General features: G+C 64.4%; 10 protein-coding genes and 4 pseudogenes. 3 read left to right on the top strand and 11 right to left on the bottom strand.

The features are described 5' to 3' along the window. Positions 1-95 precede the first annotated feature (95 nt). The 6 genes and pseudogenes from ACGFU7_RS46315 to ACGFU7_RS46290 form a co-directional block, all read right to left on the bottom strand. A pseudogene (locus ACGFU7_RS46315) lies at positions 96-251 on the bottom strand (site-specific integrase); the annotation flags it as partial. Positions 252-302: 51 nt separating this feature from the next. After that, positions 303-878, bottom strand: a complete 576-nt coding sequence (locus ACGFU7_RS46310) for a hypothetical protein (RefSeq protein WP_393704667.1) — start codon at positions 876-878, stop codon at positions 303-305. Next, on the bottom strand, positions 875-1759 hold the full coding sequence (locus ACGFU7_RS46305; RefSeq protein ID WP_393704665.1) for a hypothetical protein: 885 nt from the start codon (positions 1757-1759) through the stop codon (positions 875-877). The genes ACGFU7_RS46310 and ACGFU7_RS46305 overlap by 4 nt, the downstream gene beginning before the upstream one ends. 365 nt (positions 1760-2124) lie before the next feature. Next, entirely contained in the window at positions 2125-2871 is a 747-nt protein-coding gene (locus ACGFU7_RS46300) for an ABC transporter ATP-binding protein (RefSeq protein ID WP_393704663.1), read from the bottom strand. Between the two features lie 86 nt (positions 2872-2957). Then, positions 2958-3314, bottom strand: coding sequence for a hypothetical protein (locus ACGFU7_RS46295; RefSeq protein ID WP_393704662.1), 357 nt, complete (start codon positions 3312-3314; stop codon positions 2958-2960). A 336-nt stretch (positions 3315-3650) separates the two neighbouring features. Then, the gene (locus ACGFU7_RS46290; protein ID WP_393704661.1) at positions 3651-4217 is read right to left on the bottom strand and encodes an ISAs1 family transposase; all 567 of its coding nucleotides are present in this window, start codon (positions 4215-4217) and stop codon (positions 3651-3653) included. Between ACGFU7_RS46290 and ACGFU7_RS46285 the strand changes: the two genes are divergently transcribed. After that, on the top strand, positions 4216-4344 hold the full coding sequence (locus ACGFU7_RS46285) for a hypothetical protein (protein WP_393704670.1): 129 nt from the start codon (positions 4216-4218) through the stop codon (positions 4342-4344). The genes ACGFU7_RS46290 and ACGFU7_RS46285 overlap by 2 nt on opposite strands. A 184-nt stretch (positions 4345-4528) precedes the next feature. Here the strand turns inward: ACGFU7_RS46285 and ACGFU7_RS46280 are convergent. Beyond that, positions 4529-4804: pseudogene (locus ACGFU7_RS46280) on the bottom strand (transposase family protein); the annotation flags it as partial. Positions 4805-5390: 586 nt separating this feature from the next. On the opposite strand from ACGFU7_RS46280, the gene ACGFU7_RS46275 reads away from it, so the two are divergent. After that, positions 5391-6752 (top strand): chaplin family protein, encoded by a 1362-nt coding sequence (locus ACGFU7_RS46275; protein ID WP_393704659.1) that lies wholly within the window; start codon positions 5391-5393, stop codon positions 6750-6752. An 893-nt stretch (positions 6753-7645) separates the two neighbouring features. On the opposite strand, the gene ACGFU7_RS46270 is transcribed toward ACGFU7_RS46275, so the two are convergent. After that, the gene (locus ACGFU7_RS46270; RefSeq protein ID WP_393704657.1) at positions 7646-8197 is read right to left on the bottom strand and encodes a flavoprotein; all 552 of its coding nucleotides are present in this window, start codon (positions 8195-8197) and stop codon (positions 7646-7648) included. 256 nt (positions 8198-8453) lie between these two features. Then, positions 8454-8534: pseudogene (locus ACGFU7_RS46265) on the bottom strand (AAA family ATPase); the annotation flags it as partial. A 27-nt stretch (positions 8535-8561) separates the two neighbouring features. Between ACGFU7_RS46265 and ACGFU7_RS46260 the strand changes: the two are divergent. Continuing rightward, positions 8562-9212, top strand: coding sequence for an HAD family hydrolase (locus tag ACGFU7_RS46260; protein WP_393704669.1), 651 nt, complete (start codon positions 8562-8564; stop codon positions 9210-9212). A gap of 69 nt (positions 9213-9281) precedes the next feature. Here ACGFU7_RS46260 and ACGFU7_RS46255 read toward each other — a convergent pair. Next, positions 9282-9771, bottom strand: a pseudogene (locus tag ACGFU7_RS46255) (tyrosine-type recombinase/integrase); the annotation flags it as partial. Between the two features lie 304 nt (positions 9772-10075). After that, the gene (locus tag ACGFU7_RS46250; RefSeq protein ID WP_393704655.1) at positions 10076-10558 is read right to left on the bottom strand and encodes a hypothetical protein; all 483 of its coding nucleotides are present in this window, start codon (positions 10556-10558) and stop codon (positions 10076-10078) included. Between the last annotated feature and the right edge of the window lie 1116 nt (positions 10559-11674).

Here is an 11674-nt window from a genome sequence, read left to right as displayed (position 1 = left end):
CCTCCGCCACACCGGCCGCGACTACCACCGGCCCCTACGAGCCCTCGGTCTCACGTGACGAACCCAGACAGATCTCGATCATGCAATGACCCTGCATCGGCAACGCTCAGCAATTCGAGGCGCTTGGACCCGAGCATGGGCACGAGGTAGAGCCGGATGTGCGTCTCGTACTTCGCGTACGTCGTGCGCTTGCGGCGCGGCTTGATGATGTTGTCCAGCCAGTACGGCAGCCACTCGGAGAGCTTCGCCGATCATGCGATCAAGGCGTTTGCTCACGAGTGGTTGAGCGTACAGATCCGGCATCAACGAGATGCCAATGTCCGTGAGAATGAAAGCGGGAGTGCAAGTGCGAACAGGGCAACCGCCACCAGCCAAGCGGGCATGTTGCCGGAAGGATAGAGCACGATCGCCCACCAGGCATGCGTTGAGTGGCCGTTGGGTCCGATGACGCGGCCGAGAACGATGTTGATGATGAGAAACATCAGCCCTGCTCCCGCTGCCGTAGCTTCGTTGGCCAGGCGGCGTGCGAGGAGCGCGATACCGAGAAGGATAGTGACATTGCGGGCGATGTCCATGCCCACCATAAGTCCGGCCGCGTGTGCGAAGACCGCGGTGAGAATGACGGCACCTTGATCGAACCGACGAACAGGCAGGGCCGCTGTGGTCTCTGCTTCGTGCAACTGCCGTTCCAGGCAGTACATGACGGCAATGACGACGAGAAGGGGTGTGAAGTAGGCAAGTTGGGCGCCTCCCGCACCCCTGGTCAGGCTCGGGACGGGTACTGTGCTCGTCCCCACCGCCCAGCACACGAGAACGAGCAGGGCTAGCGCAGCGGGGATGGTCCACCAGCGGCGCACAGTGATCGCATATCGGTTCACGAGTGAACCTTGCCGCAGTGCTTCAGGCTCACGGCAGCATGGGTGAACCAGGCGACCTGCTCTTCAGCGGGAAGCCTTCGGACCTTTTGGAGTGTCGCCCAGTCCTGAGGTGTCAGCGATTCCTGTATGCCCTTCTCGTTGAGTCCGGCCACCAGAGCTGCCCATGCGGCGGGGAGGGAGCCCGGTTGTTGGCAGACCCCAATTCCTGCGCGGGCGGCTGTCCCGGTGACCGCAGACTCCCCAAGTTTCGCGTCGAATTCGACGGTGTCCTGGTGAGCGCCGCGCGGAGGCAGAGACCAGTACAACGGCCAGGTACCCGACCTGAGTGGAACCGTCGCCGAGGCGACGCGCAGCTCGTCCGGGGCGGATATGCCGGCGTCCTTCAGCCGTTTGACCGGAGCCAGGGCCTCTTGGCGCAACTGTCGGGCGTAAGGCTCGTATTCCGGCGGTACACACACCCTCGGTGCCTTCCCGGTACAGTCCAGAGCGACGTTGCGGGGGTGTGTCGGAGTGCCGTAGCCCCAGTTGGCCACCGCAGCATGGCCAGCGATAAAGGTGACTGCCGCCACGGCGAAGGCCACAGCGACCGCCAAGGCGCGTCGGCGCCTTCGGGCCAGGAGCCAGAACGTGACGGCCAGGCCGGTGACCACGCCCCAAGGCACCAGATAAACAGCCGGGGAGATCAGATCGGTGACGCTCGACTGCCTGTCGATGAAGCCACCCAGGTGACGCACCCAGGGGTTGGACGTCGCCTGAGGGACGGACAGCCACGCCCAGCAGCCGATACCGGCAGCGGGTGCCGCGATACTCCTGGGCAGGACGCCTCCGAGACACCAGCCGATGACCAGCCAACCTAGGGAAATGACGATCAGGTGCGCCACAGCGAGCCACCCGGACCCGCTGGGCAGCACGCCCACTGCGCGGTGAGCCATTACGAGCGCCGACGTGACGAGTACGGCCAGCAGCATCAGGACCGGGGCCGTGGCGCGCAGAAGTTGCGGTAGTGCGCTGCGTTGGCCGGTGATCCTCAATGCGCCGAGCCGGCGGTGCCGACCCGCCTCCCAGGCGGCAGCCGCAGCCACTGCCGGGGCAATGATCGCGACGGCGTATGCGGCCGTTTCACCGGACTGAACCCCATACTTCGAAGGTTCGGTGAACGTGGCGTCGTCGATATACAGGTATGCGTATATCAAGATGGGGAGCGCCAGCCAGGGTGCGGCCGAGGCGCGAAGATTTGCCCAGGTAATCATTCGGCCGCCTCCAGGAGCGACGCGTAGGCACTCTCCAAGCGTCGGCCAGGCGCGCAATCCGGGTCGGCGTGGCCGGCGAATGTCTCAACGGTGCCCCGGAACCTCGGTTTCCCTGATTCGAGGACCACTACCTCGTCGAAAGCTTCGTCGAGGTCGCCGATGTCGTGAGTAGAGACGATCACATGGACGTTTCCCCTCAGCGAAATCAGCAAGTCGAGGAACCGGCGTCGTTGGTGGGGGTCGAGCCCAACGGTCGGCTCGTCGAGAAGCAAAAGTTCAGCGTTATGAACGAGTGCCTGTGCGATAGCGATCCGTTGCTGCTGGCCGCCGGACAAGTTTTTTACTTTACTGTTGATCTTTTCGGTGAGGCCGACTCGCTCTATCGCCTTTGGGGCCGCGTGCCAAGCTTCGCTTTCCCGCATACCCTTGAGCCATCCCACATAAGCTACATGCTCCCTACATGTCAGCCCGGGGAGAAATCCAGGATGTTGCGGCAGCCAGGAAATCTTGCCTCGGTAGGACCGCGCCTGTTTGCGGCTGGCCGAGTCGAGTCTTCCGTATAGGACGCGTCCCGATTGCGGCATCGCGGCGCTGGCACCGAGGGAAAGAAGGGTGCTCTTGCCTGCGCCGTTGGGACCGAGAAGGACGGTATGGCCGGAGGAGAAAGCGATGTCCAGCCGGTCGAGAACCGGACGTGACCTCCGTCCGTAACGAAAGGTGCAGGACTGATAGTGCAGGGGCATGGAGTGAGTCTTTCAAGGGCAGGAAAGGGACTTCCCTTGGGGCGCGCTCCTACAGCACGAACGCGCCCCAGGGGAAGGAGAGGTGCTCAGTAGTATGTTGCGACCGGATCGGCCCAGACGTGCACGTTGACCAGGCCATCATTCACGGCCCAGTAGTAAGTACCAGAGCCGTGGTCGTCCCAGTTGCCCGAAGAGGTCCCCCCTGTGAAACACGCAGTGTACGTGTGTGTCGAGTAATAGGGGTCCGGCCCCAAAGTGTCCTTACGAAGGACAATATTGACCCTACTGTTTGAATAGTCATCCTTGCAATTGGTGAACTTGACGTTGGTGGGACCGCCGTCATCAGCGTAGTGACGGGATTCGAAGCCTGGTGCAGCACCTACCAGTTTGCTGCTCCAGGACGACGCCTGAGCCGGCGCGGCGACAATGCCGAGCACTGCCACGGCACCGAGCGCTACGGTACTGATGCGCCAACCCGGGCCACGTAGGGCAGTCGTACGTATGGATCTCATGTGTGCTCCTTGTGAAGAACAGGTAATCGAAAATTACATGCATGATCACTTCGAGTCAACGCGGTTATTCATTTTCACCAAGTGTAAGATTTCAGCCACTTGCCTCATTGTGGTGGTGTTCTGGAGACAGATTTGCTGAACGTGATGGGGATCCGCGTCAATATGTCCCCTCCTTGATCATTCGCTGATGATGTCGAGTTGGCTAAATAGCAGTGCCCTATGAGCTCAGGGCTGTTGCAAAGCCTTTTGCTCTTGGATCGGTGCAGGTCAGGTGAGGCCGAGGAGGTCCAGGAGGCGGCGGAAGGGTTTGTAGGACATCTCGCGGAGTCCGGCGGCGATGTTCGTGCGGTCCGTCGCGCGGAGTTGGTTGATGGCGAAGCTGTGGAGGGTGGCCATGTTGTCCGGGCCGTGTCCGGTGCGGACCTTGGAGGCGTCCTCGGCGAAGGTGGTGTCGCAGACGAAGTGGAGTCGGTTCTCGATGGTCCATTGCGAACGCGCGATTTTCGCGATGTGTTCGGGTGAGGCTTGGCGGCTGGTCAGGTCGGTGATGACGTAGACGGTCTCGCGGCTGCGCTTGCCGTTCTTGCGCTGGGTGCGGTGCCGGATGATCTTCGCGACCTGGGTGGCGCGGGGGAAGTCGACGTCGAGATCGCTCACCGTCAGGTCCTGCACGACGCGGGTCTCCAGGCGTCCGTGGGCGTCGGTACGGTCGGAGAACTTCGCGCTCGCCTTCGCCCAGGGCAGGGTGGCGAGTTGATGGTGCAGGTTCTTCTGGTTGCGCTTGGCGGTGAAGGCGTAATGCGCCCTCTTTCTGTTCGACGAGGAAGTGGGCATGACCACGCTGGCAGTGCAGAGCGTCCGCGGTGATCGTGACACCGGTCAGGTCGTACGGCTCCAGCAAGGCGGCGAAGCAGGTGATTTCGTCGGTCTTGTCCGGGACTCGCAGCTGGGTGCCCGGTGAGGCCGGCGCCGGTGATCGCGGCCAGCAGATGGGCGGCCGGGGTCTCGCCGTGGCATGATCCGCGGGCGCTCTTGCCGTCCGCCGCGAGGGTGTCGGCGCCTGCTGGATCAGATCCGAGCAGGTCAGCGAGACCGCCGGGGCAGGCGGCGTTCAAGATGCGGCGGATCGTCGCCGTGCTCGGCGCGATGCGCACGTTGAAGACGGTCGCGGTGCGGGCTCCGAGCCGGGCGAGCGTCTCCTGCGGGGCGATCGATGCCCACTGGCCGATCGCGGCGAAGGAACAGGCCCCGGTCAGGACCGCCGAGCAGGCCACCAGCAGCACGCTCACGAACGGGTGACGCTTCCCGCGCCGATGCCGGGGATCGGCCAAGGTCTCCAGCCGCTGGGCCAGCGGTCCGATCAACTGATGCTGACGGGTGGACGACTTGATCAGACAGACGCTGGCAGACTGACGGCACATCGAAGCTCCGGGCGGTGCAGGCGACTTGATCGGTCACCGGCATCAACCGGAGCTTCGTTGCGTTCGTGGCGCTCCAGCCGACAACGTCATACCGCCGTGACCTGCACGTTCACGCACTCACCGTGACTTTGCAACCGCCCTGGTGGCTGGGGCCGGTCGGCTCCACGGCTTTAGCCACCTCCCCGGTCCGGGTTCCGCGGCGAGCAAGATCAGGGGGCCACTCGTGCACATTGCGGGCAGGTCCAAAGCCTGCCCGAGTTGCCGGCCAGCGTACGGCCCCCTGATCACGCTCGACCCCAGACCGGGCAGGCCACCGGCCAAACCCGTTCGACTGACTTCAATTCGAGCTCACTGGCAATTTCTGGGAGGCGCGCATTTAGGCATTAAATTGCTGGATGAAATTCCGATATAAGCCCACGGTGTCCGTTCCCAGTTCGGCCAACGCGGTGAAAGATGCAGTCGTCGAGGTCGCTGGTCGTATTTTTTGAGGGCGTGTGCTGGAATTAAGGCGACCTGCCTATCGGGGTGCATAGCTAATGGTCTGGGCTGCGCCATTTCTGCCCATGTCCGCTGTTGCTTGTACGCCGTGGTGATTGGAAAAGAGATGGTGGAAATTTCCGCAGTTAAGCTTTCCTGGCGCACGCGCACTGCATCGGTGTCCCTGGTAGCACTTGCGATCGCGAGTGCCCCGCTGGCCTCTCAAGCCCAGGCCCTGGTTATGTCGCCGGGTGTGAACGCCCGGCATGCACCTGGCACTCCGGGGGACCCGCAGGCCCCGGTCACGGTGTTCGTCGAAGACTTCGAAAACGCAGGCGAGACTCCGATCTTCCTGGAGGACTACGTCGGCGCTCCACTGCTCAACGAGACATACACAGCCGATCCCCCGTGGCTTGACCACGGACAGTGCAACGGCATCATCCTCGATCAGACCGGTGCTGATCAGCCTGACTGCCCGGCAGTATTGAGGGACATGGCCAATGCGCTGGGACAGGTAGGCGGAACGAATCCGCCGACCAACCACGTGGTCGCGGCCTACACCAACTGGGTGCCACCTGGCGCCGACCGGGTGGAGTTCCGGACCGAGCAGCCGATCCCGATCGCGAAGCCGAACCGCTACATCACCTTCGCAGTGGACGTAGCCGCCGTGAATTGCGACCAAGCGGCTCCTCCGCTGCTGAAGTTCTATCTGACAGGCAACGGGTCAGACATCCCTACCTTCACCACCCCCATCAATCCCTGCGCCGATCCCAACTCCAAGCCCTACCCCGGAGGAAGCGGGTTGAGGGCCGGGGCGTTCTCCAGCAACGGAGCTGTACTGTTCAACGACAGCCAGTTGGGCATCAAGATGGTCAATGGGCAAGGCGACTGGTTCGGTAATGACCATGCATTCGACAACATCCGGATCCTGGATGCGACTCCGCAGCTGGACAAGGCGTTCAATCCTGCCACGATCGATCAGGGTGGCACCTCGACACTCGCTATGACGGTGACCAACACCAGTGAACTGGCGGCGAAGAACGACTTCAGCTTCGCCGACAACCTGCCCGCCGGAGTGAAGGTGGCTTCGAACGCGAACGCATCGACGACCTGCGGCAACGGCACGGTGTCCGCGACGGCGGGGGGCGCGTCCGTTGCTCTGGACGGCGGCGACCTGGCCGCCGGCGAGAAGTCCTGCACGGTCACGGTGAACGTCACCGCCGACAAGCCGGGCACCTACGTCAACCGCCCCGAAGCGATCACCACGGTTGGCTTGAATCCCCCGGACCCCGCGACCCTGACCGTCAACAAAAAGGGAGCAGCGGTGGGCACCGCGACGGGCTCGGGCGGTCTGCTTTCCGGCAATGTGGTGCAGGCACCGGTGGACATCCCGGTCAATGCTTGCGGCAACTCCGTGAACGTCATCGGACTGCTCAACCCGGCGACGGGCAACGTCTGCGTCAACGGCTAGCCGACCAGGTCACTCGCCGCGCCGGCACCGGGCGGGTCCCGGCGGGCGCAGATCGTCCGGCTGGCATCACCGGTTGACACCAACGCCGCTGAACGAGGGCAGACAACGGCAACTCTGCCCGCAGTGGCAGACAGCCATAAGGGCCCGTTCCGTGAGGTCGCCCCACGCAGCGATCGAACTTACGAAGCAGATGCCGGCGGTTCGAAACCGTCTGCGCCCACCAGCCAGAACGCCCCCGCAGCGAGCCGCTGCGGGGGCGTTGACGGCAGAAGTTGACGGCAGTTCCTCAGGCGCATCGGCTGGCGGCGGGCTGAGTGAGTAGAAACCTTCTCCACGGATTCAAGGCGCCGCGCAAGCGCGGCGCGCGCCGCGGCCCCCGGCCGCGGGCTGCCTCTGTCTCCGCCCCGGCTGCCCTCGGCCGTGCGGCGGCGCACCGAGCGCGGCACCTACCCGAGAGAAACGGCCGGCACGGGGGTGGGCAAACGCTCTGTGGCTGGGGCGGTCGGCTCCACGGCTTTAGCCACCTCCCCGGTTCGGGTCCCGCGTCGAGCAAGGCCAGGGGGCCACTCGTTCGCCGTTGGATTTTGAAGCGTGCGGGGTGGTTGGGGAGCGAAGAGCATGCGTGAGCGGCCCGGCGACCAGGGCTTCAGCCACGGATCATCATGACCAGCGCAACGGGCACCGCCACCACTCCGCAGATGGCCAGGAACCCGCCGACGCAACGCAAGCAGCCCTCAGGTACCGCACGTGCCTTGGCGTGCTGCAGGGGACTCTGCTCCAGGCCGTTCACGACGAAGGAATGAATCCGAGCGGCTCCCCTCTTCGTTGTAAGGGTTCCCCCTACCACGATCACCACCAAGCCCCAGACCAGCAGGAACGGGCCCGGAGCGGGCTCAGTCCGACCGGCGAGAAGCATCGGTCGCCACCTCCTGGATGGACTCCATGATCGTGGTCCAGGGCAGCTCTCGAACTTCTGGACCCTCGCGAGGTTCATACAAGGGCCAGACCTCAGGACCGTAGACAAGATCCACGTCTGCCTTCCGCAGTGTCTCGATGTGCCCCTGCCATGCCGGATGCCTTGCGTGAGCTGCGTTGACCCGGGGGAACACCACGACGGGGACGCCGATCGTGCCGAGCGCCTCGCTCACCTGTGTCAGGGCTTGGTTGTCGGCGACGCCCGTCGCGAGCTTGGCGACGTAGTTCGCGGTTGCCGGGGCGACGACGTAGCAGTCGGCAACAGGGTGTGGGCGAGGCTCAGTCGGCAGGCGGGGCGTATCCCGCACCGGCAGGCCGGTCAGTGCTTCCAGTCGGTCCAGCTCGCCGTTCGCCCTCAGCCATCGGCCGGCATTCGGCGTCAGGGTCACGGCTACCTGCCAGCCGAGGGCAATGGCTGGCTCCACCAGTCCGGTGCGCAGCGTCTCGATTCCATCGGCTGCCGTACCCACGACTGCCAGCACTCCGCGACTGCCTACGCTCACCGTTCCACCGCCCCGTATCGGTCCGCCCCAGGGCCAGCAGTACAACAGAGAAGTACAGCAACTACACCGACTGCCAACAACCGTGGCTGATCCGTACAGTCCACGTGTGGCTTCGTTCGCTTTCAGCAGCAGCGCTTTGTCCGGGGTTTTGGGCAGCAGATGGAGGTCGACAACCTCGGGGATGTTCACGAGAAATGACGTCAGTGCATGGGACGGCCCGGAGGAAGAGGAGTTCGGCGCCGTGGCGGTCCAGTTCCATGCAGCCGAGCTCATCGATGCAGGACGGGAAGCCCACCCGCCCGAAGCCAGTGCCCGTGATCTACTGCCGGTCATGCCGTTGCTACTGCTGGACCTCGACAACACTCTGGTCGACCGCGATGCGGCTTTCCGTACCGCCGTCGCCGTTTTCCTTGTCCAGCACGGCCTGCCCGACTCCGACCTCACGTGGGTGACGGCTATTGACGCCAGCGGTTATACCGCGCGGGATGAAGTCGCCGCAGCCCTGACCGACCGATACGGCGACGTGGTGCCAACCACCGCTATCCGTGGCCTTCTCGACAACGGCGTCGCCGACCACGTCGTCCTGGCGCACTCCTCCCGCGAGGCGCTGAGCAAAGCACAGGCCGACGGCTGGACCTGCGTGATCGTCACCAACGGCCGCACCGTCCAGCAGGAAGCAAAGATCCGTAACACCGGGCTCGACCAACTCGTCCACGGCTGGGTGATCTCCGAGACCGTCGGCCACAAGAAGCCGGAACCGGAAATCTTCCAGGCGGCAGCAGCAACCGTCAGCATTCCCCTGCCTGGTGCGTGGGTCATCGGCGATTCACCACATGCCGACATCGCCGGCGCCGAAACGCTCGGGCTTCGAAGCGTGTGGGTGACGGACGGTCAGCCCTGGACCCAGGACTCCTACCGGCCCACCCACGTCGCTGACGACGTCGCCTCCGCGATCAGCCACGCCATGCGGACACCGGGATGAGGCGCCGCGCGTGCCAGATCCGTGCCAGATCGAGCAGTCAGTCACGGTCGCTTGGGGTGTGAGGCGGGCGGCCTCGCGCTGAGTGTCCTGGACGACGTGGGTGCAGACGTTCATCGTGACGGCGATTTGGCTGTGCCCGAGGATCTCCATCACGACGCGGGGAGCGACCCCGGCGGCGGTCAGCAGGGTCGCGCAGCTGTGGCGGGCATCGTGCAGCCGGATGACGCGGAGCCCGGCGGGCTGAGCGGCGCGGGTGAACGAGCGGTACAGGTTGCGCGGCTCGACGGGTCGGCCGGTTCGGGTGGTGAAGACCTAGCCGCTCTCCTCCCGCTGGTCACCGGCAGCGTTGCGCATGGCTGTCTGCTGCATCCTTTGCCAGCGCAGGGGAGCGAGGCAGACAGCGGGCAGGGGGGAGCGTCTGCTTCCTGCGTCGTCCCTTGGGATCATCTTCGTACGCCTCACCACGGACACGCCGGCGTTGGGTACGAACGCGGATCTCTCGCTTGTCGAGGTCGAGGTTTTCCCGGCGGAGCCCGACGATTTCCCCGCGACGGAAGCCGCCGAGCGCGCTGCACTTCGCCGTCACGACGCATGACGCCGAGTGCAAGCTGACCGAGGCTGACTTTGACCTCGCGGCCCGGATCGATGCCACTGCCGCAGCACACCGGTCCACGCCGCTCGACTGACCCTGGACGCACGAAAGCGCCCCCTCCCGCGCGCGGCGGAAGGGGGCGCGGTGATCACGCCCATACTGCCCGGTCGCGCGCGGCTGGAAGCGGAGCGGGCAGGCAGCGCAACGGGAAGACCCTGCATAGCTATGGGGCCAAGCCGCTCTGTCGGTTCACCTTTTAACCGTAATTTCGTTACGGGACTACGAGCGAGAACGATAGATCTTCCCACTTGTTCGGCATTCCCGTGATTACGTGAATGGTGTCCTTCCGTCCCCCGCACTCGGGGTGCGGCCAGAACGAGATACGAATCCCGTACTCAAAGGACGTGTACTGAAGGGTGGCCACCGGGGTGAGCTTGGTGAGGTCCAGGTCCTTGTCTTCCAGCTCGACGCAGTAACGCCCAGTGGCCGGCTTCGTAACGTTCGCGATGCCCTTCGCCCTGTTGATGCTGCCATCGGCGTTGATCACCGCAGCGGCCTGCGCATACGGAGCCGTCACCTTGGTGGGGGCCGGCGCGGCAGCCGATGCCGTGCCCGCCCACGTCACACCTGCCACGAGACTCACGGCGGCGCTCGACCACACAGCCGTGCGAACCTTCTTGTTCTTGAGCAAGAGTGTCCCCTTTTCGTGAACCTTCCTGAAATCTTCGAGGAAGGTGCGAAGCGAGAGGATCATTGCAAGGAATGTGAATCCCTTGTGACGCAGAAAGGGTTATGCGAGTGTCTTCGGCCAGAGTGTTCACTCTTAGGGGTTATCGATACGTGTTTTGGAATAGGCGCGAAAGCGCCCCCTGCCCGACCGTAGCCGAACAGGGGCGCGGTTCATGGAGCCCTTTCCAACCTGATGGTGCCGGCGGGCAGTTGGCGGGCTGTGTGAACTGGCGAAGCTCCTGCTGGACGGGGTCTCGACCAAGGTCACCCGTGTCTGCCAAGCGCTTCGTTCCGCTCGCCGCGCGTTCCCCGGCTACGCCGGTCGCGCGGCTGGAGCAAGGCCCGTTGTGGGGAGAAACCCGCTGTGGCTTGGGGCGGTCGGCTCCACGGCTTTAGCCACCTCCCGGTTCCGGTCCCGCGTCGAGCAGGACCAGGGGGCCACTCGTTCAAATTCCGGGCAGGATCACAGCCTGCCCGAGTTGTCGGCAAGCGTACGACCCCTGATCACGCCCGACGCCAAACCGGGCAGGACAGCTGCAGTGCACACCGTCGAGCGCGTCGGTCAGTGATCGAGGCCGGGGTTGCGGTATCGCAGGGCCGTATCGCAACCCCAGCAACCGACAGCGTCCCTCCGCGGCTTCGTCGTGGCCGGCATGGCCGTCGCTGACCATTCCGGCTGGAGCCAGGGATTAGAGGCATCCTGCTCTGTCGACCTCAGAAGATCCTCAAGACTTTCGCCTTGGATGCCGCAAGCGCCGGACGGCATGCCATGGTCATCCCACGCGAGAACGCGAGCGCGTTTCTGCAGGCGACTGCAGTCACTCAACGAGGGGAGACGCACGTGTTCGGAGCAATGGACCTGGGCGCCGAGATCGCTGCAGCTGTCACGATCATCGCAGTCGCCGGACTGGTCATCACTGCGATCCGCTGGTTCAAAGCGCAGAAGCGGTAGGCCGGGGCAGTTTTCGGGCCGTTCAAGGCCACTTGGCAGCGGCCGAAGATGACCACTCAGTGTCGTCTGAGGCGACCTCGCCACGGTGGAGGCGGCCAGGGTCATTGCATGATCGAGATCTGTCTGGGTTCGTCACGTGAGACCGAGGGCTCGTAGGGGCCGGTGGTAGTCGCGGCCGGTGTGGCGGAG

Source organism: Streptomyces sp. NPDC048473 (genome assembly GCF_043200155.1).
GTDB lineage: Bacteria > Actinomycetota > Actinomycetes > Streptomycetales > Streptomycetaceae > Streptomyces.
This window is presented reverse-complemented; position numbering and strand designations above follow the sequence as displayed.